This is a genomic window from Saccharophagus sp. K07, assembly GCF_014336955.1.
Lineage (GTDB): Bacteria > Pseudomonadota > Gammaproteobacteria > Pseudomonadales > Cellvibrionaceae > UBA5868.
Genome location: NZ_QRAI01000002.1, coordinates 34,166 through 55,716 on the forward strand (window position 1 = coordinate 34,166; position 21,551 = coordinate 55,716).

General features: G+C 48.1%; 22 protein-coding genes. 5 read left to right on the plus strand and 17 right to left on the minus strand.

The features are described from left to right. Window positions 1-10: 10 nt before the first annotated feature. The 4 genes from DWB84_RS06605 to DWB84_RS06620 form a co-directional block, all read right to left on the minus strand. On the minus strand, window positions 11-223 hold the full coding sequence (locus tag DWB84_RS06605; RefSeq protein ID WP_187409002.1) for a hypothetical protein: 213 nt from the start codon (window positions 221-223) through the stop codon (window positions 11-13). Between the two features lie 394 nt (window positions 224-617). Next, window positions 618-3,218 (minus strand): glycoside hydrolase family 9 protein, encoded by a 2,601-nt coding sequence (locus tag DWB84_RS06610; protein WP_187409003.1) that lies wholly within the window; start codon window positions 3,216-3,218, stop codon window positions 618-620. A gap of 310 nt (window positions 3,219-3,528) precedes the next feature. Then, complete coding sequence (locus DWB84_RS06615) at window positions 3,529-3,936, minus strand: hypothetical protein (protein ID WP_187409004.1); 408 nt, start codon at window positions 3,934-3,936, stop codon at window positions 3,529-3,531. Between the two features lie 67 nt (window positions 3,937-4,003). After that, the gene (locus DWB84_RS06620) at window positions 4,004-4,597 is read right to left on the minus strand and encodes a hypothetical protein (protein ID WP_187409005.1); all 594 of its coding nucleotides are present in this window, start codon (window positions 4,595-4,597) and stop codon (window positions 4,004-4,006) included. Window positions 4,598-4,940: 343 nt separating this feature from the next. Between DWB84_RS06620 and DWB84_RS06625 the strand changes: the two genes are divergently transcribed. Then, window positions 4,941-5,996, plus strand: a complete 1,056-nt coding sequence (locus tag DWB84_RS06625; RefSeq protein ID WP_187409006.1) for a glycoside hydrolase family 43 protein — start codon at window positions 4,941-4,943, stop codon at window positions 5,994-5,996. A gap of 77 nt (window positions 5,997-6,073) precedes the next feature. Here the strand turns inward: DWB84_RS06625 and DWB84_RS06630 are convergent, their stop codons facing one another. The 7 genes from DWB84_RS06630 to DWB84_RS06660 all read right to left on the minus strand — a co-directional run bounded on the left by DWB84_RS06630 (window position 6,074) and on the right by DWB84_RS06660 (window position 11,501). Continuing rightward, window positions 6,074-7,156 (minus strand): acyltransferase, encoded by a 1,083-nt coding sequence (locus tag DWB84_RS06630; RefSeq protein WP_187409007.1) that lies wholly within the window; start codon window positions 7,154-7,156, stop codon window positions 6,074-6,076. A gap of 479 nt (window positions 7,157-7,635) precedes the next feature. Then, entirely contained in the window at window positions 7,636-8,556 is a 921-nt protein-coding gene (locus DWB84_RS06635; protein WP_222868069.1) for a hypothetical protein, read from the minus strand. A gap of 19 nt (window positions 8,557-8,575) precedes the next feature. Beyond that, complete coding sequence (locus DWB84_RS06640) at window positions 8,576-9,406, minus strand: hypothetical protein (RefSeq protein ID WP_222868070.1); 831 nt, start codon at window positions 9,404-9,406, stop codon at window positions 8,576-8,578. A 20-nt stretch (window positions 9,407-9,426) separates the two neighbouring features. After that, window positions 9,427-9,852: a DUF6152 family protein gene (locus DWB84_RS06645; RefSeq protein WP_187409008.1), complete on the minus strand. Its 426-nt coding sequence runs from the start codon at window positions 9,850-9,852 to the stop codon at window positions 9,427-9,429. Between the two features lie 24 nt (window positions 9,853-9,876). After that, window positions 9,877-10,467, minus strand: a complete 591-nt coding sequence (locus DWB84_RS06650) for a cytochrome c (protein WP_187409009.1) — start codon at window positions 10,465-10,467, stop codon at window positions 9,877-9,879. Between the two features lie 7 nt (window positions 10,468-10,474). After that, on the minus strand, window positions 10,475-10,954 hold the full coding sequence (locus DWB84_RS06655) for a hypothetical protein (RefSeq protein WP_187409010.1): 480 nt from the start codon (window positions 10,952-10,954) through the stop codon (window positions 10,475-10,477). Window positions 10,955-10,958: 4 nt separating this feature from the next. Continuing rightward, window positions 10,959-11,501 carry a hypothetical protein gene (locus DWB84_RS06660; protein ID WP_222868071.1) on the minus strand — a complete coding sequence of 181 codons (543 nt, stop codon included), beginning with the start codon at window positions 11,499-11,501 and terminating at the stop codon, window positions 10,959-10,961. 192 nt (window positions 11,502-11,693) lie between these two features. On the opposite strand from DWB84_RS06660, the gene DWB84_RS06665 reads away from it, so the two are divergent. Next, the gene (locus DWB84_RS06665) at window positions 11,694-11,948 is read left to right on the plus strand and encodes a DUF2164 domain-containing protein (RefSeq protein ID WP_187409011.1); all 255 of its coding nucleotides are present in this window, start codon (window positions 11,694-11,696) and stop codon (window positions 11,946-11,948) included. Window positions 11,949-12,094: 146 nt separating this feature from the next. After that, window positions 12,095-12,688, plus strand: coding sequence for a hypothetical protein (locus DWB84_RS06670; RefSeq protein WP_187409012.1), 594 nt, complete (start codon window positions 12,095-12,097; stop codon window positions 12,686-12,688). 25 nt (window positions 12,689-12,713) lie between these two features. On the opposite strand, the gene DWB84_RS06675 is transcribed toward DWB84_RS06670, so the two are convergent. Then, on the minus strand, window positions 12,714-14,063 hold the full coding sequence (locus DWB84_RS06675) for a GGDEF domain-containing protein (protein WP_187409013.1): 1,350 nt from the start codon (window positions 14,061-14,063) through the stop codon (window positions 12,714-12,716). Window positions 14,064-14,444: 381 nt separating this feature from the next. Here DWB84_RS06675 and DWB84_RS06680 point away from each other — a divergent pair, with 381 nt between their 5' ends. After that, complete coding sequence (locus DWB84_RS06680; RefSeq protein WP_187409014.1) at window positions 14,445-15,032, plus strand: outer membrane beta-barrel protein; 588 nt, start codon at window positions 14,445-14,447, stop codon at window positions 15,030-15,032. 79 nt (window positions 15,033-15,111) lie between these two features. Here the strand turns inward: DWB84_RS06680 and DWB84_RS06685 are convergent, their stop codons facing one another. The 4 genes from DWB84_RS06685 to DWB84_RS06700 all read right to left on the minus strand — a co-directional run bounded on the left by DWB84_RS06685 (window position 15,112) and on the right by DWB84_RS06700 (window position 19,037). Then, entirely contained in the window at window positions 15,112-15,552 is a 441-nt protein-coding gene (locus tag DWB84_RS06685) for a hypothetical protein (protein WP_187409015.1), read from the minus strand. A gap of 22 nt (window positions 15,553-15,574) precedes the next feature. Continuing rightward, a complete protein-coding gene (locus DWB84_RS06690; RefSeq protein ID WP_187409016.1) occupies window positions 15,575-17,005 on the minus strand; it encodes a GMC oxidoreductase in 1,431 nt (476 codons plus the stop codon). A gap of 281 nt (window positions 17,006-17,286) precedes the next feature. Further along, complete coding sequence (locus DWB84_RS06695) at window positions 17,287-18,612, minus strand: sorbosone dehydrogenase family protein (RefSeq protein ID WP_187409017.1); 1,326 nt, start codon at window positions 18,610-18,612, stop codon at window positions 17,287-17,289. Further along, window positions 18,609-19,037, minus strand: a complete 429-nt coding sequence (locus DWB84_RS06700) for a DUF2231 domain-containing protein (RefSeq protein ID WP_187409018.1) — start codon at window positions 19,035-19,037, stop codon at window positions 18,609-18,611. Before DWB84_RS06700 ends, DWB84_RS06695 begins: the two co-directional genes overlap by 4 nt. A 246-nt stretch (window positions 19,038-19,283) precedes the next feature. Between DWB84_RS06700 and DWB84_RS06705 the strand changes: the two genes are divergently transcribed. Next, complete coding sequence (locus DWB84_RS06705) at window positions 19,284-19,832, plus strand: SRPBCC domain-containing protein (RefSeq protein ID WP_187409019.1); 549 nt, start codon at window positions 19,284-19,286, stop codon at window positions 19,830-19,832. A 593-nt stretch (window positions 19,833-20,425) separates the two neighbouring features. Here the strand turns inward: DWB84_RS06705 and DWB84_RS06710 are convergent. Continuing rightward, on the minus strand, window positions 20,426-21,334 hold the full coding sequence (locus tag DWB84_RS06710) for a DMT family transporter (protein ID WP_187409020.1): 909 nt from the start codon (window positions 21,332-21,334) through the stop codon (window positions 20,426-20,428). Window positions 21,335-21,551 lie beyond the last annotated feature (217 nt).

A 21,551-nucleotide genomic window follows, 5' to 3' on the forward strand; every position in this document is an offset into this window, starting at 1 on the left:
CTTTGTACTACTAGAAACGTACGGCGACCGTGCCCAGACTGGCATTTAAGCTCGCTGGATTTATCGCTAATGAGGACAGAAGGCTGTTTTTGGTAATGGGATGGCAACCATTCATAATGCCTCCAGTGATGGCATTGATTGCGTCACCTTCGCTGATGTGCTGCGCACCGCTTTTGAAGTCTGCAATAGATTTTGTTTGTTTGGATTTCCTAAAAAGATTCATACAACTTTCTCCGTTTTTTAATGGGTGATGCTGACTCTTGCTGAGCCAGTGATCCCAATGTAAATCCCGGCTGGCTACGCGCACTGTTAAATATTGCGTTTAATTTTTGTGAAAAATTACCAGAGGCAGAAACCGGTGGGGGAAAAATCGGGGCGGGAAACCTTTTCTCCAGTTTTACGATGCTGGATTGTTGGATGAACTTTTCAAATTGGCTCCGCCACACTCGGCAAAGGAAAACCGCTTTTCCCGCGCGGTGTTTTAAGCCCGGTTCTGCGGCTGGAGTCTGTTCGTCAGGTGGGAGTGGGAATGCGTTTAAAGTGGTGAATAAAGGCCGTTTTAAAACGGCCTGAAAAGCAGGAAGGATTCACGTCCCTGTGGCAAAAATTCCAATGTCTTATTGATTAAGCAGCTTATTCGCAGCCAATGCTAAAAACGCAAAATTGGTTGCGCCACCGCCCAATACATATTCCGACTGCTGCCATAGGAACGGGAATTCCTTCAGCTCCGGGAAATCCGGTGCGATCAGCGCAGTTCCGACGATTACGCCACCAGGCACATAACCGTAATCCATGCGTGTCATGCCGTAGGCAGCACTTTTCGATTTAGCGCCTACACCGGTTGCGTAGGATTGGTTGTTGGAACCGGGGTTGGTGCCGAGCACATAGTTCAAAATATTGAGCATATAGTCTTTGCCAACTTCCTGCGGGAATGCCTTGTGCAAGAAATAGTGCGCCACGCCCTGATGTTGCAGCGGCCAGCCGACGCCCCAGAGTCCCATCTTGAACGATAAACCGTAAGGCGTATCCTTCATGCCTTGCTCAGCTTTTCGATAAGCTTCCGCCGCAGCTTGGCGCATGGATTCCGTTAACTCGGCATCACCCAGATCGTGCACAACGCGAGCAACGAACCAGCCCACTTGCAGGAAGTTTTCCAGAATAAAATCTTTCTCTGAGAGAATATGACTTTTGTACTGTTCTTCCTTGGTCGTGCGGAATAATTCCACTGCAGCGCGCAATTTATTGGCGCGCACCTGATTATTTTCCACGGGGCGTTTAACCGCCCACAGTTCCGTTGCCGCTTTGAGCGCGTCGCGCGCGAGTTGATCGTTGTAGCCGCGCATTGGGCCAACCGCTGCCGCAATATAAGCAATAGCTTCGTATTCGCGCGCTGGATTATCTTCGGTAAATACCCAGCGATCATCAGGCAAAGAAGAATGGGTAGCAGTACGTTGACCGGGTTTTAATTTCGGATCGTAAATCAGATTGTCGGTCTGACCGGAAAAATCACCGCCCATAACGTATTGCGTAAGCGTGGGGACAATAATGCCGCGATACAAACGCCCTAACGCCTGATAACCACCGACGACTGTGAGCAGGCCGTGTTCGATTTGTTGTAAAACGTCGGGTTTGCCATCCGGCTCGCGAATTTCCACCAGGCGCAAGTTCTGATCAATTAGAGTGTTATCACGTGTAATGCCGAATTCGTCGTAAATCGCACTGAGAATAAACACTTCGCCCGCTTGCGATTCGATACGAAAATCTTCATCACCCGCATCGTACCAACCGCCCTTGGTCAATCCCGGTACATGTTCCAGCGGTTTAAAGCGCGTCAATGTCGAAGGGCCTTGCACGTAACCGTCAAAATGATTGATGTTTACGGGTGCCATCAGAGCGTCGTCGCGGTGACTGTCGTCGTGCCAAAGTTTGTATTTTTCTTTGACGCGCATGTGGCCCATTTGAATCGGCAGGAAATAATCCAGCGTAGGCTGCCACACGTTTTGATCGTAAACATTATTGGCAATGCGGAAAGGTTTACTGCGGGTGTCGCCGAGCACCAGCTGATATAAACCTTCGCGCTTTACATCGCTGAAATCGAAGTGGTAATAACGGAAGCGGAGAAAATCACCGTATTCCGCCAGCGGTTTATTCAGCACAACTTCGTGTTGGCCATCGCCGGCAAGACGCAGCAGCTGCATTTTGCTGGGGATTTTGCCATTGGGATCGGTTTCGACCACGGCGACTTTTTTCTGGTTCGGGTGATAGCCGACCATGGAGTGCTGAATCACCGGCGGTGCTACCCAGTTTTTGATGACGTTGGGTTTGATCGACCAATGAATTGCCCCTTTGGTTGTGCCAGCTGCCACTTCACTGCGGACAATAAACCAGCCGTTTTGATGTTGTACGCGACCATCGAGAAGCTGCAGGTTGCCCTGATGGCTCTCGATTACCATGCGCAATTCTTCCGCTTCCGGTGCGATGGATAAACGCTTGCCCACCGCCAGCGGTGCAGGCACAGCCTGATGGTTCTCCAGGGGGATAAAACCTTTTAGCTCACCAGTGGGAACAATTTGCGGCTGGGGTTTGGAACCCGGTTTGACGCTAACCCCATAGGCTTGGCGGGGGAAAATCCCAGTGGCCTCGTCCATATACCAGGACTTGCCGAACAAATCGGTGGGATAAAGTTCCAGATTGAAGCCCACTTGGCCAACCCACTCGGGCGGCAGTGGCTCATTTAAGTCGATGTAAACGTGGACGGCTTCTCCGTCGGTGTTGACCCGCATCTCGTAGGTCAATTCCAGGTCCGGATAATAAATCGGGTTGAAGCCTTTCATTTTTATCCGTTCATCCGGGTACGCGAGAGTTGCGCGGATCTCGCCGAGCTCCCGGTTCACCTCCCGTTTAATCAGCTTGGGCGTCGCTCCCCATTGGCCAGGGGTGGCTTCCAGGCGCAGGTCGCCATTGCTCGCAATGCGGTTGCCGTGGCTGACGATGATGACGCCGCTCTGATGGCTCTCAGGATAGGTATCGGCAAATACCATCACGCCGACGCCCCGATTCTGGAAGTAGTCCTTATCGTTCAACGCGAAGCGGCCTTCCACTCCTTTTGCCGCGAGGGGTTTTGCTTCATTAGTCCCGGACTGAAGCGACTCGCAGCCCACCAGTAACAGGCTGGCTGCACAAGCCGAAAGAAAAAGTGATGAGATTATTGTTTTCATATCTACACCTATGTTGCGGTTAGCGCATCAAGCAGGATAGAACCGTTTCTGCGAATTTCCAGATCATCATCTTCCATATGAGCGGCGATGTCACTGGATGCAATGGTTCGAGTTAAAAAGTGCCGCACGAATTTGCCGCTGTAGGTGTGTCTTTGGAAGGCATAAATTTACTGCGGCGGAGCGGCCTCGCATAAGAAAATGCGTAATGCCCATATTCAAAATATAAGACGTGATTCAAGCCCGGAAGCCTGGCATCGCGCTGTTCTGCAGGAGTGGAGAGAAGCCGAGGCTTTTAAATGCAGTGCTCGGCTTAGATTGCTCTAGAAGAGAGATATTTTAGGTTGGTAAATATGCCGTTGAACTCATCCTTGGACGTCAAATCCTTATTTCCTGAGCACTTGTCCGTATAGAAAAGCCCGCTTGATTCTTGTTTGAGAAACAATAAATAGCTTTTATTGATCTCAAAGTTAAATCTGCAGTTCGTCAGGGAATTGACCACAATTTTTTCAGGTGATGAAGATTTCCACCAGGTGTCAATTAAAATAATGGCTGTGCCACCTTCATCGAGAGGGGATGGTATAAAGTCCTTTACAGTCGCGTAAACCACCATAGAAGAGCTTTTAAAGGTTTGCTCTATGCTCGGCTCCTTGCATCTGCACGCGAATGCAGAAGTGGATAAAAATAAAAAACATAACACCATTAATCGTGCTGCGTTCATGATGGAATCCGCTAGGCAAGAGCTTTGATTTTGAGCTTGGAGTTTCTGATTTGCCCGATGAAATTCTTTAGCGCAACTGCTCTTTGTGCACATGGGTTAATTGGCCCCGGTCTAGACTTGTTATGACGCTAGCCAATGGTCTCAGGGTTGGCACTTGCCCTGGAGGTCTAATGCGTATTTTGTGATTATCCGGATTTGTATTGGGAACCTTGGTGGTTTGATCGTGTGCCCATCGGCGAATATATAGCTTGCATTTGGGCCCTCTTGCCTGAAATTCCACATAGGCCGACGTATTATTGCCTAGAGTTTTAAATAAATCATAGCCGCTGATTTTCCCGGTATATCCGAGCGCACTGGCTATTTGCTGAAGTTCGCCCTTCCAATTGTCTCTGACTGGCAGAGAGTAACCGCGTTGGTTATTGCCGACAAATGTGACTCCGTATAAGCGTGTGCCCGGGCTGTTAAGCCCTCCATGCTCATCAATAAATTGTCGAAATACGTCGGCATTGGCTGCCCAATCGCCGTTGCCGCTCCCTCCGGCGATATGAAAACCATAGAGACCTGCAGAGGTTTGATAAACAACAGCGTGACATCCTTGAATGCTCGGAAAGCCAATGCAGTTGGAATCAAAGCCAATTTCATGTTCGAGTAGGTATATCATTTTTATTTTCCTATGGTCTGACGCGAGAGACATGAATGATACGCCAGCTTCGCTTTGACAACCAAGAATTGGTTAAATAATGATTCAAACTATAAAAGCAGGTTATGCGCGGAGTCCTCCGTGAGACTAGAAACAATCAAACACCTGTAAACAATCAAACACCTGTAAACAATCAAACGCCTGTTTTAGTTGTTTGAAAATTAGAGAAGTGAACCGAAAACTTATGGTCAATGAATCTGCCGAAAGCGTGAGGCAGACCTCACAGAGGGCTTGACAGTAGTTGGAGCCAGCACGCGATAGATCGGTCATTATTACTGATTACTCCAGCAAATCTCGGTGGGCCATGAAAATTATAATCCTGCTTTCAGTGCTTCTTGCTATTACCGCCTGCGGCGGTACGCATAACGGTTCCAGCAGCAGTTCATCCAGCAGTTCGTCCTCGTCGTCATCCAGTAGCACCAGTTCGTCCTCCAGTTCATCTTCCTCGTCATCAAGCTCTTCGGGAATGCAGGAGGGTGATGGTGAACAGTGGAATTTGAGCGGAAATCTCGGCGCCCACGATCCCACCATTATTGAAGAGGACGGCGTTTGGTGGGAATTTCAGTCCGGTTTGGGCATTTATGGCAAGCGTTCTGCGGACGGTAACCATTGGGAGCCACTGCCGTCGATTTTTGACAATAAATTAAGCTGGTGGGCGAATTATGTTCCCAACCAGGATGGGCGCGATGTATGGGCGCCGGATATTCACCACTTCAATGGACGGGTATGGATGTATTACTCCATTTCCACCTTTGGTTCACGCCAGTCGGCGATTGGATTGGCCTCTGCATCCAGTATCGCGGTTGGAGACTGGCAGGATGAAGGTTTGGTGACCAATACCACTAGCGCAAACGACTACAACGCTATCGACCCCAATTTATTTATCGATCCACAGGAAAATCCCTGGTTGACCTTCGGTTCCTGGAACAGCGGAATTAAATTGACGCGCATAAATCCCACGACCATGAAGCCAACCGGACAGCTCTATTCCTTGGCGTGGCGCGACGGTGGTATAGAAGCGCCGACTTTGGTGTATCGCGATGGCTTTTATTATTTATTTGTCTCCGTGGGAGCCTGCTGCGCTGGCGTGGATAGCACCTATCGAATAGTGGTCGGCCGCTCGCAACAAATTACCGGACCTTACGTGGATAAGAATGGCATCAATATGATGCAAGGCGGCGGAAGTTTGCTGAAAGGTAACGACGGCCGCTGGATTGGGCCAGGCGGACAGGATATTCACGTTCACGAGGGGCAATACATTATCGCCTATCATGTATACGACGCTAATAATAATGGTGCTGCCGTGCTTCGCGTTGCCACTTTGGGATGGGATGAACAGGGATGGCCATTTTTGAAGTAAGTGTATGGGGCCTGCTGATCTTCGAATTGTTATTTGGGGTGAGAGGGTTTTTGCCTCCACCCCTAAATTAACGCTATTTATTTCACCTCATAATTCTTTTTTAATTTCAAAAAGAATCGCTCGTAGGTATTGAAGCTGATATATGCAACGAGGGTTGAAAGCACAGTCATAATCAAGAAGAACGTGAAGCGTGAATTTGACAAGTCGGGGCTGGGAATGAAGGATAGGATTTTGCTGGTGACCCCCCATAATTGGAGATGCAAAATGTATATCCCATAGCTCACGATGCCAATTAATCTCACCCAGCTCAATGCCAACACCGGCTTTAGATAATTATCTTCGTTCAGAACGCAGGCAATCAGAAATGCCGCCATCAGCAAATGGACGGATAGTTGTGCAACCCCCACAATGGGGCCTGACTGAAGCCCAATGAACCCAACAGTGCCGAGCAGAAAAAATACGGCAACCAGCGGATTGGCATACAGTTTTGCCAGCTTTTCATAAATCGTTTTGGTATTTAAAGCTACGGCTACCAAACAGCCTAATAGTATTGTTCTGTAGGGTACCAGAATTTGATTGATGTCATACGCTTTAGCTCCAAATAGACCGAGCGCGCAACAGATTGAAACGACTAAGATGCCTACTATGGCCAGAGCCGGGCGATAAAACCCTAGAGCAAGGATCAACGCCGGCCAGACAAGATAAAATTGTTCTTCTACAGCCAAGCTCCACGCAGGGTAAAAAATCAGATACTCATCGCTGGGCATCCAGTTCGAAACATAAAATAAATAATAGGGTAACGAGGAGAGCATGGCTTCAAGATTCGGGCTTTGAGTGACAAACGCCCATAAAAGTAATGCGAGCAAATAGCCGTAATACAACGGGAATATTCTTAATGTTCGCCGTACGTAAAACTTGCTGAGTGATATTTTGCCAGTCTGTCTTTTTTCTTTGATTAATAGATGCGTGATCAAAAAACCGCTCAGAACGAAAAACAGGTCTACACCCAAATAACCGCGTCCAAACAGCTCCCAATTCAGAAAAATCTGTCCGGAAGAGTGGTGCCACAAAACAGCCAGGATGGCGATGGCTCGAATGCCATCAAGCAATAGGAAATGCTTTTGGGATTGAAATCCTTCAAAACTTTGGATGGTTCTCATTAACAGTCGATCCGGTTCAGTGGGGCAGGGTGTATGTCGGATAACACATCAAAGCGGAAGCTTATGGCATAGTGCAGGGAATGCCGCCATCGGTGTGTATACGGCGCCAGAGTTACCATCAGATACTATCTTTGTCAACAATGCTCCGTTCCGGTTGCTGCTAAGGACTCATCGTTATTCTAAAAAGGTTGATTTAAGGCAGTTTCTGGCAGATCGAAGCTCGCGTCATGCATAAGGCGGATCTCTGCTTCTTAAATGAAATGCACCCCCTTATCTTAGTTAAACCAACTTGCGACATTGGATAACCTGGGGAACTCCTCGGTGCAGATCAGGCAAATAAAAACGCCCGGACTAGCCGGGCGTTTTTATGAGCGGATGGATGGAGAGAAAAGGTAACGCGGATTTGCACCACCGCGGATTTTGTCTAAGGATTAGCAGAGGTACCTGTGTGAGCACCTCCAGATGTTTTTGCAGCGGGATTAAAGCTTCGCCGCCGGCATCCCAAAGGCACCGTTATTTTCCGTACAAATTCTTTCGTAATGTTCATGAATTAGCTCGCCGGCTGGATGGTTGGCGGGTTCTACTTCATAGTGCCAGCCGTGCGGTTGATCTTCCTCCGTGTAGCGGCGTGCGGGAATGGTTACGGTAAAAGGACGAGTGTACACGGCGGGATCATCAAAAACGGCCACATAGTTATAGCGTTTGCCGTCGTCGCTAAAAATATAGCGCTCCTGAATTTTGGCATTTTCGCTGACGAATTCGCCTGATCGACCAAACAATGCTTTGCCGTTGTGATTATAGACATCGACAATTAATGTATTTCCCTCCCAGCGCCCGCGCGAATCGCCGTTCCAGAGTTTGATATTTTCGGGTAGTGGTGGTTTGTTATCCAAATGGATAATGCGTGTTCCGGAATTAAATTGAATCAGCACATATCCGGGATATTGGCTGATCTCATAGCCGTGCCAATAAAACGATTTGGGAATTCCCGCCGGCGCGCAGCGCGCGAGCGGTTCTATATATTCTTCTTTGACCGGGTTGTGAAAACCGATTTGAAACTCTTTGACCTTTTCCAAGGCCCAGGGCTGCAATGGTAATTGGCCGTCAGCGGGGTCACTGACACGGCTGGGCGCACGTTCATGGCGCGGACGAGAATCTGGCCGGCGTGTTGGATCGTTGGGTATACCACCTTGTGGGTCAGTGAAATTGTTGTGGTTGGCGATGGTATTGGACCAGTGCCCCTGAACATCGGGTTGCCCATCTGGCAAACGCGGACCTTTCCACTCGCCGGACTCGATAATCGGAAAGCGGGTTTCAATCGGAATACCGCCTTGCGCATAGCTAATCGCTGGCAGTGCTACGCCGCTGAAAAAAATCGCCAAAATTGTTCGCAACTTCATGATTTCTCGACCTTTGATTTCAGTTTTGCGCATGCGGCGGTTTAGGGGGATAAAATTCGTCATAGTCCAAGGTAAAACGATAATCTTCGATCAGTTGGAAATCTTTTTCCCGGTGGCGGTGCAATATCACGCTGAGTGTCCAGGGGCGGGAAAAGACTTTGGGATCTTCTATAGTTGCGCGATATTCAATGGTGTTTTTATCCAAAAATTGCCACTTTTCGATCACGTGTAACTGATCGCTGTGGTAATTGCCCGCGCGGTCAAACCAGGTTTTGTCATTAAAATGTTTGACGTCCACTACTAGCGTGTCACCTTCCCATGCACCGCGGGAATCTCCCATCCACCAGTCGTACGGATCTTGGGGATGATCAGTACCATTGGTAAAAATGGTTCTGACGGAATGGCCGAATTGGTGGACGATAATCAGATCTTTTTCACGCTGAAAAATCTGAAAGGGTTCGGGATAATAAATTCCTCGAGGCACACCCAGCGTCCAACCTTTGAGTGCGGGGTCGAGCTCGTGGCGCCGTTCAAAATTAATTTTCTTTTGCTCTAGCGCTTCCGGCAGATAGGGTAAATATTTACCTTCCACAACACCTGTACTTGGCGGCGCATCGCGGCGATTGGCATGGGGTTCAAGATCGTAATCCGCTGCCGAGGTCGTCTGCCAAATACCGGAAAAATCCGGCTTGCCATTGGCCAAACGTGGGATATCCGTCTCCACATTTTGGCTGATTTTGCCGACTTCAGAAGACTCGCTTTTTGTGCAAGCGGAAATCGCAAGCGTCAATGCCGTCGCGACGATTAAATATTGGCTGCGGTATGCCAAACCTAACAACAATGTTTTCAAGTTCGCGTCCCCAATGTTGATTACGGAGTCGAGGGGGCAGGTTGGGCGGCGGGCGCATCTGGCGCACCTCCCGTCACAAAGCTTTTGCCATCTGCGAGCGTCACCGACACGGCGTAACCAAAATTAAGGCCGTTTTTTGCCCTATATCCTTTTACGGTCACTTCGGTTCCTATGGGCAGGGTCGATTTCGTCAGGCCTTTTTGCTTGAGGCTGAATGGCGAACCAAATTCAAATCCCCAGGTGGCTTTTTCGCCATTTTCTGTAGATACATCGAAATACAGCCAACTGTGCGGATTGACCAATTCCAATTTGCTGACAACACCTTTTAATTCGATGGGTTGATTGGCGTCGAATTCGGCGCTGAAGGCGTGGTGGGCGGAACTGTTGATGGAAAAAGATGAAACAATTCCCACCAATGCGAGTTGCAGTAGTTTGTTGTATGGCATAGGACATACCTCGTAAATAAAAAGTTACTGAAGTACCACTCCAGGCGGTGCGTCTCCGGGGTACCAGAATTGTGAATGGCAAGCCTCGCAGGTTGCTTCGATAAAACTGCCGGCTGCCTCCAGCGCATCCACATCGCGTTGTTTTATGGCATCGACCGCCAGTTGTGCGGCGTCGTGTAGAGCAGCTGCGCGAGCAACAAAATCCGGCCAGTGCGAATGGATAAGATTTCCTATTTGATCGGCATGCAGCTCTGTGGGATAAGTCGATGTGCTCGAATTTTCATGGGCCACTTTTCGCCCAGGAATAATCAGCAGGTTGTAGACTTCCCGCAGCAAAATAGCGTGGTGATATAAGGTCTGCCAATCTTCCTCGGTTTCCGGGCGAACTTCGGTTATGCCTTCGGCGCTAATCGTTGTGGAAATGGAATTCCACAGTGCATCTACGTTGGGGTCGATTACGCCTAGCATAATTTCCTGCAGGCTGGCGGTGGGACGAGCTGGTAGCTGCTCAGTGTTGGTTTCGGCAGCCACCAATGGGCCGCTTTCATGCGAACCTGTGCAGCCTGCCAACGAGCAGATAAAAACCAGCGGCAAAAAAGTGTGTTTTAATTTCATATCAAATTTACGCCGCCAAAAATCCAATAGCTCGACCAGCCATACCTACTGCAAACCACAACAAAGCCATAAATAGTGCGATTATCTTTGCCAGCCATTTTTGTGAAAATTCTTCTTTAGCAATCCGTGCCAGAAAGCCATAGTGAAATGCCAATGCAACAGGCAATAAAATCAGCTTTAACTGAAATGCTGGATTTGGCTGATATAAAGTGGCGCTCGGTATCAACATAAAAAGGCCGGAGAACACAACAAACAATAATCCGGTTGCCACATAAACTCGCGATTTGCGCTCCAGCTGTGCTGCGGAATAATCAACAAGGCCCGTTCCGGCAATGCGCAGCGCTACTAACAAAGTGGGAGTTAAAATCAAAACAATTCCACTGATATGGAATAGTTGCGCGGCTATGCCGAAAACCAAGGGCGCGTTGCCAAATGCGATGGCAATATCACTTCCTTGAACAGCTTTAAATAAGTCGATAGTTGTCATGCGATCAGAAACTGCCATCAAAGTAAGGAATCAAGCGGCCTAGTACGACCACTGTGCTCCATGAAGCCAGGGAAATAGCACCGGCAATTTTGGCTGACACAACAGGATCTTTTCGACCTGTCAGATAATCCTGATCCCGACCAAATTTCCATTCAAACCAAATAGCATTTAACGCCGCGAGCAGAATCACCAAAAGCTTCAAAGGAAATATGAATGTGGCCAGCAGTTTTGGACCCAATGCAAACATCAGCAAAATACCGGTCACAAAGGTCGCGGTAAATCCGCCAATCATCCACGGCCTTAATTGCTTCAACATCTCTCCTACGGGTAAGGAAGGCAGGGCAATCCCCAGTAAGCGGAAATCCACCAGCACAATAAGACCAAAGGAGAACGCTAGGCTGAGCAGGTGAATACCTTCCACCAGTGGATAGACATAAAGAGATTCCGCCAGGGCTGTGCCCAGGCACGACTCGTACATAGCTTGGAAAAGGTCGTGCAGGTTCATGTAATGGCGAACGGTTACAACGGGAGTTATCCGCAGTAGCAACTGCTATACCAGGATATGCCGCAGCTAGATAAAGATGTTTTTCGTTGATTTTGTAAGCAATGCGCTTGAGATCTTGGAAAAACTGTTGCAAATTGCACAGAGCGGTTGTTGCAAGCAAGCCTGGGGCGTTGAATTTGTAACAGTTAGACGGCCGGAATATTAAAACAGAATGTAACCAAGGCTGGGTATTTTATGAGTGCCATAAAGTTCAACAAAGATGAAAAGGCTATTATCGTAAGAAAGATTCAGCTCTATTTTACTGAAGAGTTGCGACAGGACATCGGGCAGTTTGATGCAGAGTTTTTACTTGATTTCTTTTCAGAAGAAATTGGGTCGTTTTACTACAATCGCGGTCTGTATGATGCGCAGGCGATTCTCTCCAAAAAAATGGATGATATTTCCGAAGCGATTTACCAACTGGAAAAGCCGACGGAATTTCGGCGATAAGAAAGCATTGGCGATGTGCAGAGGCTCGTGATTTTCCGGCTAGCAACAAGCGAGCTTTATATCAGGCAAGGCCTGCGGCATATTTATATTTCATGACGCGATTGGTCGTTGCTAAAGAGCCTCATGCAAATCGTTGTTATTGAGTCATGATTGTAGAAACACGAGTTAACATAAAAATTCGCGGAGAATCTATGAGAAGCAGAGCAGTGGTGTTATCTATCTTATTGGCCTTGGTCATCAGGGATGTGTCGGCGTCTGATCATTCTGGCCACGTTGATGCTAAACCACATGAGATTAAAGCTTTGCCAGCCTCGGATATCGCCGGTTTGTTGGCCGGCAAGGGTATGGGCTATGGCAAGGCAGCGGAATTGAACGGGTACCCGGGGCCTAAGCATGTACTCGAACTCAGCAAAGAACTGTCACTTACGCCGGAGCAACAGAAAAAAACGCAAGCTATTTTTGCGCAAATGGAAGCTGCGGCAAAAAAACTGGGCGCTGAACTGGTCGCTGCGGAGGTGGCTCTGGATCACGCATTTAAAAACAAAACGATCAATGAATCGAGCTTATCAGAGCACACCAGAAAAATTGGTGAGATTGAAGCGCGTCTACGCGCCGTTCACCTGGCCGCACATTTGCAGCAAGCAAGCGTTATGAGTGATGTGCAGATCAAACAATATATGGTATTGCGAGGCTATGAGGATGCGGGCGCACATGGACATGGGAAGCATCATCACCATTGAGCGGAAAAGCCTAGCCTGTTGAAATTCAGTCCTTAAAGAAAGTGCAGCAGTTTCTTCCTTTTTCCTTGGATTGATATAGGGCTTTATCCGCGCGTTCAAATGCGGCTTCGAAGTCTTCATCAATATGACTGCGGGTTATGCCAATGCTAATTGTGACAAGGATAGGTTCTGGGTCGCCGTCATTAAAGATTGGACTTGAAGCGACTTTTTCCCGCAGCTTCTCTGCGTAGATCAGCAAATTTTCGGGAGATGCATCGCGGGTAATGATGACGAATTCTTCGCCACCCCAACGCGCGATTTGATCATATTCGCGTGATACTTGCTTCAGCGCTTGCGCCACATTGATTAAAACTTTATCGCCCACCGCATGCCCGTAGGTGTCGTTGAATTTTTTAAAGTGATCAATATCGATCGCGATAATGGCTAGACCCTGTGGATTTCCAAATTCTCGTTTCTGGCTCACAATCTCCTGCACGGCGCGCCGGTTCAAGAGTTGGGTAAGCTCATCTTTATAGGCTTCAGAACGCAGCTGACGGTTATATTCGTTTAATTCATCCAGAGATTTCTGCGCAGCACGCTGGCTCTTGTAGAGCGTGTAAACCCGGAAGGTTCCTTCCAGCCCCAATAACGACGCAAATGCGATGATGATGGTTAAGTAGAAATTTTCTTTGCTGACCCGGTCGCCAACAAATTTTACCGACTTAACTTCGAGATAATGTTGGGTGTGCGGATGCTGTTCTTTGATTTCGACCGTGATCGCCTGCAAGCGGTCGAAGCGGGTATGGGACTCTGTGCGATGCAGGGCAAATTGATTAATCCACCAGTCGGCGACTTTGAATTCCTGAAGGCGGGCGAACACAGGTTGATGCAGTTCGGAGGTGGCTATACCGACACTTTGCGGGCGAAATTGACGGCCGGGATCGGGCAGGTCCAACGCGGGCTCGTGATTGTGGAGCGATAAATAGATGTACTTGGCCGGGCCTCGATAATCGATATCCACCCAGACTCCGGTGTAGCTGCTGACATCCCGGGTAATATCAGGAGAGATTCGGGTGGCAAGTGCTAGATCAGAGAGCAATAGACTATGGTTTATCACATCATGATCGACGAATACCCCAGCATTGCCGCAAAGATTGAAAGTGCCTGCATCACCAATCGAGCATTCGAGTGCAGTGTGAGCTTCATTCATATATTCAAAGCTGGAGTTGCCGCCGGAAGCTGCATCAGTAAACGCCCCCCACCAAACTTGGGAGCCGGGGTAGATGTCCAGTTTCTTTTGCGGGATGTAGGGGAAGGAGAACAGGGCGAGACAGCTGGCAAGCGCCAGCGCGATTTTCGCGGCGTTCAGGTGGCGTGATGGGGGTTTCTGCTTCATCTGACTTTATTTTGTTATGCGCTGGTCGAAGTATAGTAAAAGAAACCCTAAGCGACTTGTTATATGAGCTGATAAAACCATGAGGGTTTGGAATAACCAGGGGAACCATAGGTGGGAGGTGCAGCCTAATACGCTTGCGCGCGAAGTGAGCTATCAATGGATTGTAGGTAGGCATTTGGGGGCGGTATTTGGGGAACCCCGTTACATTATTGTTGGTCCAGGCATTGAGCCGCAGTCCTTATTTTCCCTCAAGCACAAACCGAATCAGATCACACTAAAAGTATGCTGCTGCATGAACAAATTGTTTATAGCACCATTTTTCTTTATTTTGGAATATGTTATTTAAATCAAAATAAAAACTGCGCACATAAGGAGATATGAGTGTTGAAAAAAGCATCATTTGGTTTTGCACTGTTTTGTCTTGCCAGTTCTGCGTTAGCGCAGTGGGAGATTTCTGCAGGGTATTCAAGTTTCGATTGGGATCAGACTAATCATCATATGGATGTCGGTGCAGTGGTGTTTGGTGCCGGGTATCAATTTCCACTGAATGATCGATTGACGTTGGTTCCTGCGATACGGGTAGGCGTGGGAGTAACGGATAAGAAAATACCTTTGTATATAGGCTCTTCGCAAAACGGAGTGCCAGAGCAAACTGTAGTATCTGCAAAATCAGAGATAAACGAATATTACGGCGTGCAACTGCGCGCGCAATTCCATTTGGAGAACAGTTTTTATCTCTTCGCTATGCCGTCATATTCATCAATCGAGTACAAAATTTCTACTGACGATCTTGTCTTGGGTCGAAAGGCCCCGAGTATTTATTTCGATGAAAAGGGATTTGGAATTAGTGTTGGAGCGGGTAAGAAGTTTGGTGACTCGGTTAGCGCCGAGATTTCATACGAAAAGGCTAAATTTGGCAATTGGGGAAAGACAGATATACTGAGCGCTCAATTGCGTTATGGATTTTAACCACATTTCCGGTAATCATTTCTGGCTGCGTTCAATACTTGAGCGCAGTCGAATTTTGTAGGCTTGGCTTAAATTTTTGCTAAGAGGTAAAGAACCTTACACAGGGTCTTCGATAGGGATCATAAAATCCTAGGTAATTGACTGGAATGTCTGTTCTTGCCCCGTTTTGAAAAAAGTCGGTGGACAATAAAAACGCTGATACTATGTTATTTTCCATCCGCCTCCACGAATGTCCCATGGGTAAAAGCTGGTATGGCGTCACTAAGGAAAATAATTCGGCGAAAGTTCCAAGCAGACGTAGACGACTTGCATAGTCCTTGCGTGTTTGGATGTATTCCACACTGAATTGCTCGAAAACACCCGGTGCGATCCTGAGAGGACGTAAGCGATTGCGCAAAAGCGCCACCACTATGTCTGTCTCTTTTGCGGTTCGCCACGACGCAAATAGCGCAGAACTTGCAGCAATTAAACCCACCCCGGAAAAAATCAGCCATTTTCTTCTTGTCAGTGAGCCAGACATGGTGCCTCCTGCTGTTGGAGTGTCAATTTAAAAGCAAATGGGCGCTGCGTAGTGAAAGGGCGGCAAGAATAAGTGTTGGGTTGGCGGCGGGACAGGTTGGAAAAGCTCCAGCCCCCAGAGCCATAAGATTCCGTACACGATGATGAATAAGTTGAGGGTCAAGAACGCTGGTAGTGGGATCGTTTCCCATGCGGGTAGTGCCGTGAATGTGGGCTGACCCACCGAGATTTTTGTCATCATGCGAGTTGATCACATAGTCCTCGACGGGTAATCCCTCGAATAGTGCTTCAGCCCTGCGTTTGATATCCGCGATGCCTCGCCGCATATAATCGGAGTGTGCTGCATATTCCACTTGCATGCGGCCATCGGCGCTTACAGTTACTCTGTTGTCTGGTGAAGGAATGTCTTCCAAGACAAATTTAAGAAGGCCTACATGGCGCCACTTGCCAAATTCAGCGCGCAACCACGGAATGTTGTAATTCTCTACCAAGCAGCCTGGGATTTGCCCTCGATTGGGTTCATTCACAAACATGCTGCCAAGTCCGGTTACTCGTTGACCACCATCATAATTTTCGACTCCTTGAAGATTGGCGCGCACATCTACGGAAATTTGTTCATTCAGATAACGACCCAGTGCGTAATCATCAAGACCGGAATTGAGCAATATATAGGGAGTTGCGATCGCATGTGCGCCCACGGCGACAAGGTCTGCGAAAGCTTCATGTTCCTTTCCTTCACGAATATATGAGACGCCTTTGGCCACAGAATTTTCGATGATGACTGCTTTGACGTCCGCGCCAGTAATCAAGGTCACGCGAGAATCTTGGTAGATATCTCGCATGTAGATATCTACCTGGAATTTGGCGCCGATTGGACAAACGGAGCAAACGCCATTATTACAGCAAGGGGGGCGCCCAACTGAAACCTCAGGTGACCGCGCGCTGGGCATGGCCATGTATTGATGCCCGTATTTGGCCTGGAACAAACGATCCAATGCATTGAGTCGATGAGGAGGTGCAGGATAGGGACGCGAACGCGGATACTCTGCCGTTTCAGCACCGGAAATTCCCATAATTTCTTCTGCTTCTGTCAGATATGGCTCCAGCTCATCATAATCGAAGGGCCAGTCTTCGCCGACGCCGTGCAGTGTGCGTGTTTTAAAGTCGCTTGGATGCATCCGGGGAGTGTTCCCTGTCCAGCAGGAGCCGCCGCCAAATGCAATATTCTGCACCCACTGTTTTTGCGGCGTGAGATTGTTCAAGTCTTTCGCAAAATCGTATTGCGTATTTTGAACGTTCTGAATTTTCCAACTGTAGGGGATGTCGGTGCCTTTTTCCAAAACAAGAATCCGTACATCTTCGCTAGCCCGAGCGAGATACTTTTTTAGGAAAAAAGATGATGCGAATCCGGTTCCGACAATAATCGTGGTGTAAGTGTCGCGATGTGAATTCATGTCTTGCGTAGTCCGAAGCGTTCGAAAATAAACGCAGCCTTGCGAGAGGCGAAGGAGGGTCTCATTCTAACGTGTTTTCAAAAAAATAGAACAGGCAAGATTTTGGAAATAAAATTTTTTAGTGATAACGCGTTAATTTTTTGATTTTATGCGGTTTTTCAAGCTTCGATAGGTTCGGCTAGGCGAAGAAATATTCTGCATTTGTGGGAAAATGCTGTCAGGAAAGTCGGATGCGACAATCGCTAAATCCGCTTTCTCTCAATATTCTGTTAAAGATGCGCCTATTCGTTGGTTGAACGCGCCACGCGCCATATAACATTAGCAAGATCATCGGCGACGATCAGAGCTCCTTTGGGATCGACGGTAACGCCCACAGGCCGGCCGCGTGTTTTACCATTTTCATCGCGAAATCCCGTTACAAAATCAATGGGTGCACCAGCGGGACGGCCGTCTCGGAAGGGAATAAATACAACTTTGTAACCCACTGGATTTTTACGGTTCCAACTGCCGTGCTGGCCGACGAAAACACCGTCAGCAAATTCTTCGCCCATGGATGATTCCGAAAAATCGACACCAAGCGCTGCTACGTGCGAGCCCAGCGCATAATCGGGTGCGATGGCGGATGCGACTTTTTGTGGGTCTTGCGGGCGTACGCGCTCATCGACATTTTGTCCCCAGTAACTGTAGGGCCAGCCGTAAAATCCGCCTTCTTGAACAGAGGTGAGATAGTCGGGTACTAAATTTGGTCCGATTTCATCGCGCTCATTCACTACCGCCCATAAGGTTCCGGTATTTGGCTGGATCGTAAGAGCTGTGGGATTGCGCAAGCCGGTAGCATAAGGACGATGTGCACCGGTTTCGGCATCGATTTCCCAAATCATTGCCCGATTTGCTTCAGCCGCCATGCCTCTTTCGGTGATATTGCTATTGGAGCCAATGCCAACATAAAGAAAACGGCCATCGGCACTGGCCGCAAGTGACTTTGTCCAGTGATGATTAATTTCGGAGGGTAAATCGGTGATTTTTGTCGGCGGGCTACTGGCCTGAGTTTGCCCTTCGCGATAATCAAAGCGCACCAAGGAGTCTTGATTTGCGACGTAGAGGTTATTGCCCACCAATGCCAATCCATAAGGTGCATCAAGATTTTCTGCAAATACGGTTTGCAATTCATAAGTGCCGTCACCATCGGCATCGCGTAGCAAAGTTAATCTATTGCCTCCTTTTACCGGGGTTGTGCCTTTGGCTTTTATATATCCGGCGATAATATCTTTGGGTTTAAGTGCGGGTGCGTGTCCGCCTTTGCCTTCTGCGATCAATATATCTCCGTTGGGCAGCACCAGCGTTTGGCGAGGGACTTTGAGGTCGGTAGCGATTGCCGCGACCGTAAAGCCCGATGGCACCGTAGGTAGTTGATCTTTCCAGGGTGTCGGCTCGGCAATTGTCATATTGGGCAAGAGGCCGCGCTGGGGTTTAGGAAGCGTGGGGCTCGGGCCGTATTCTTCGGGATCGGGATCTTGGTCGACACATCCACCTAGTAGTGCAGATAGTGCGATTCCTGCGATGACTTTAAATATGTCTTGGTGTAGAGATAAAAATCTTTTTTTCATCTGATACCTCCGACACCAAATTTAGCGAAGCCAATCCATGTCGATGCACAAGCGAGTAGAACGACAATTATCGAAAAGATTATTCCCTCGGGCATAGTTGCCCATGCATCTTTAGCGTGAATGAGCGAGTTGATAAAGCCAAAAATCCATGTCAGCAATAGTAAGAAGGGATAAATAAATGAGAGCCCGCTTCGCTGAGGAGATTTAATTAGACGGATGATGGACAATACTAGTGCAATTCCACCAAACACAAGCCCTCCAAAAATCAACCAGGAGGCGAAATTGGACCACTGTATTTCGTAGCTGGAGGTATAGGCGTAGTCGCTGAGCAAAGCGCCTAAAAATAATGGGATGGTGCTGGCAAGCAAAACGCCGTGGATTGGATGAAGAACCCATAAACCAGTTCGGTCGCTAGCGACAGCCATTGGTATTTCTCCTTGCAGGAGTTCGAGGAATGCTGAAAGTGTGTATGGCTCCAGGGAGGGTGTCTGTTTGAAGAGGCACATAGACTTGGACTAGTTGATGCATAGGACCAAACGTCTCGCTGAGGAGCAAAAACGGGTGACTCACACACACGCCAGTAGTGACAGGGTGGTAGTTCGAAGCCTGATCAATTAAGTTAAGTTTGTTTCTTCAATAGGCATGGGAGTCAAAAATTCTGAGGAGGGCTTATGCTCAGTGGTTGGATGTGTTGGGTGTATATGTCGATATCGCTGTTGTTATTGACGGTTGTAGGGTATACGCAGGAAAGTAACTTGCAGGAAAACAAACAGGAGCAATCTATGAAAGCGAGCTCTGTTCAAATCACATGGGAATTTGACGCACCACCTGAGCATGTGTGGGCCGCCTGGACAAAGCCAGAGCTGGTTCGTCAATGGTTTGGCTCTGACCCTGAGGGAAAGGTCATAAAAGAAGATATGGATGTGCGAGTTGGCGGGCAATTTGAAGTCACTTTTTCGGATAGTGATGGCACTCATCATACCGCACATGGGACTTATCGACATGTGGAGCCATATAAACGACTGGAATTTTCATGGGGTTGGAAGAGCGAGCCAGGTGTTGAAACACAAATTAAAGTTTTGCTTTTGCCCAGTGGCGATGGCACAAAAATGGAGTTTGAACATGGCAATCTCATTCAGGCTTCAAGCCATGATTATCAAACCGGTTGGCGTAGTACTTTTCAAAAAATCGCAAGCGCGTTGGCGGCAAACTCGCAGTGACCTTCAAAATATAGGCTGATCAGCAAGAGCATGAATATATTTCAGTTCTATTCGCCAAATCGAGTGACTTTTTTCATGCTCTCGCATGCAGTTCGCAGCACTGCCCGGGAGTCATTGGCTCCTTGGCCGAGCGAGCGACAGGCATTTTCCATAAGGTTGAGCGCAGTATGCGGCGCGAACATATGCGGGCCTCTGAGCTCGATAAGCAACTCCTGAATCTTTTTATCATTCCTGGGATTTAGGGCCGTCATAATTGCTGGCCATTGGGCTTTCGTTGCTTTCAATCTTTGTATGATCTCCAACAGGTTTTGTGGGGCGTGTCTGGCGGTGCTGCGCCTTAGATGGAAGTAGATTCCGCAAGAAACGACAAAAAGCAGAGCACAAAGCAATAACAAAATTATAGTAGGCGTCATGATTTGACTCCGGGAGTATGCAGGGCCGATGAAATCGATTTTATTATAATCTTATCGATTTTAGAGCGTTTGATATAGAAAATCCTTGAATCGATTAGCTAATCACCAACTAACTGACTTTTCTTTGCCCTCATTTGTCTGCACTTCAAGTGCATTGTGATTGTTATAGGTTGCAACAGCCTACTTCCGCCCCACCAAACTAACCCCACCGATCACAAGCCCCGCGCCAATAAGCTGACTCAGTGTTATGGCTTCGTCAAGAAACCAGGCTCCGAGAAACACCGTAATCACAGGTCCTATGCTTCCCATAATGGCGGCTTTGCTGGCGCCTATGGAGGCTATGCCTTTGTTCATCAGGAATGAGGGAATCACGGTAGAAAAAAAGGCGAGCGCCAGCGCCAGCCAATAGACGGGGTGAGGTTGGTTTAATTCTCGTAAATCGATAAAGATAAGATTGTGAATAATCACGCCCACCGACGCCGCCAGCATGCAATAGGTGGTAAAGGTTAGGGAGCCGACTTCTTTGGCTTTTTCACTCGTCATCACCACGAAAAATGCATAGGTAATGGCGCCAGCAAAAACGAGCAGTCCCCCTTTCATGGTGTTGGAAAAATTCTGCTGCAATTGCAACTCGTGGAGAAAAATAAAGATCATCCCAACATATGCCACAGCCATGGCCAGTTTTTCTTTTGTAGATACGACTTTCTTTTTCCAAACCGCAAGAATCAAAACCACAATCGTCGGGTAGATGTATAACACCAACCGCTCAAGTCCCGCGGAGATTGTCTCCAATCCCCAAAAATCCAACAGGCTGGACAGATAATAGCCTAACAATCCTACGCCTACGATTTGAATTAGATTTTGCCGGCTTAGCGCCATTTGCGATCGCTGATGCAGCCAGAGTGCCATTGCCAAATAAAAAGGCAGAGCAAATAACATTCTGAGCATTAACAGCGGTGCTGCGGTTATGCCATACGCATAGGCGAGCTTGATAAAAATGCCTTTGCAGGCAAAAAAGAACGTGCCCAGCAAAACGCAAGCAATGCCGAATTTGGATTGGGAGGTAAAGCTAACGGAGGATTCAGACATGACAAGGCCGACTTCATAACGGACGCATGCAGACTAGGAGATTCATCTGTAAAGGTCAAATGGGAAGGGGAGCAGCCTGCGCCTTGGCTCGTATTGCTTAGTTGGACTTATACTCAATCTATTGCTGGGGTGTGCTAATTCGGGGAGAGGCGTGCTGTTAAGGATAGGGAAGTAGCAGCACTGGGGTTGACTAAACTGCACCGCCCATCCATGGTGT

What these genes read in the sequence shown, in the direction of transcription:
- DWB84_RS06605 (WP_187409002.1), bottom strand. Translation starts at nt 223, where the DNA reads ATGAATCTTTTTAGGAAATCCAAACAAACAAAATCTATTGCAGACTTC.
- DWB84_RS06610 (WP_187409003.1), bottom strand. Translation starts at nt 3,218, where the DNA reads ATGAAAACAATAATCTCATCACTTTTTCTTTCGGCTTGTGCAGCCAGC.
- DWB84_RS06615 (WP_187409004.1), bottom strand. Translation starts at nt 3,936, where the DNA reads ATGAACGCAGCACGATTAATGGTGTTATGTTTTTTATTTTTATCCACT.
- DWB84_RS06620 (WP_187409005.1), bottom strand. Translation starts at nt 4,597, where the DNA reads ATGATATACCTACTCGAACATGAAATTGGCTTTGATTCCAACTGCATT.
- DWB84_RS06625 (WP_187409006.1), top strand. Translation starts at nt 4,941, where the DNA reads ATGAAAATTATAATCCTGCTTTCAGTGCTTCTTGCTATTACCGCCTGC.
- DWB84_RS06630 (WP_187409007.1), bottom strand. Translation starts at nt 7,156, where the DNA reads ATGAGAACCATCCAAAGTTTTGAAGGATTTCAATCCCAAAAGCATTTC.
- DWB84_RS06635 (WP_222868069.1), bottom strand. Translation starts at nt 8,556, where the DNA reads ATGAAGTTGCGAACAATTTTGGCGATTTTTTTCAGCGGCGTAGCACTG.
- DWB84_RS06645 (WP_187409008.1), bottom strand. Translation starts at nt 9,852, where the DNA reads ATGCCATACAACAAACTACTGCAACTCGCATTGGTGGGAATTGTTTCA.
- DWB84_RS06650 (WP_187409009.1), bottom strand. Translation starts at nt 10,467, where the DNA reads ATGAAATTAAAACACACTTTTTTGCCGCTGGTTTTTATCTGCTCGTTG.
- DWB84_RS06655 (WP_187409010.1), bottom strand. Translation starts at nt 10,954, where the DNA reads ATGACAACTATCGACTTATTTAAAGCTGTTCAAGGAAGTGATATTGCC.
- DWB84_RS06665 (WP_187409011.1), top strand. Translation starts at nt 11,694, where the DNA reads ATGAGTGCCATAAAGTTCAACAAAGATGAAAAGGCTATTATCGTAAGA.
- DWB84_RS06670 (WP_187409012.1), top strand. Translation starts at nt 12,095, where the DNA reads ATGATTGTAGAAACACGAGTTAACATAAAAATTCGCGGAGAATCTATG.
- DWB84_RS06675 (WP_187409013.1), bottom strand. Translation starts at nt 14,063, where the DNA reads ATGAAGCAGAAACCCCCATCACGCCACCTGAACGCCGCGAAAATCGCG.
- DWB84_RS06685 (WP_187409015.1), bottom strand. Translation starts at nt 15,552, where the DNA reads ATGTCTGGCTCACTGACAAGAAGAAAATGGCTGATTTTTTCCGGGGTG.
- DWB84_RS06690 (WP_187409016.1), bottom strand. Translation starts at nt 17,005, where the DNA reads ATGAATTCACATCGCGACACTTACACCACGATTATTGTCGGAACCGGA.
- DWB84_RS06695 (WP_187409017.1), bottom strand. Translation starts at nt 18,612, where the DNA reads ATGAAAAAAAGATTTTTATCTCTACACCAAGACATATTTAAAGTCATC.
- DWB84_RS06700 (WP_187409018.1), bottom strand. Translation starts at nt 19,037, where the DNA reads ATGGCTGTCGCTAGCGACCGAACTGGTTTATGGGTTCTTCATCCAATC.
- DWB84_RS06705 (WP_187409019.1), top strand. Translation starts at nt 19,284, where the DNA reads ATGCTCAGTGGTTGGATGTGTTGGGTGTATATGTCGATATCGCTGTTG.
- DWB84_RS06710 (WP_187409020.1), bottom strand. Translation starts at nt 21,334, where the DNA reads ATGTCTGAATCCTCCGTTAGCTTTACCTCCCAATCCAAATTCGGCATT.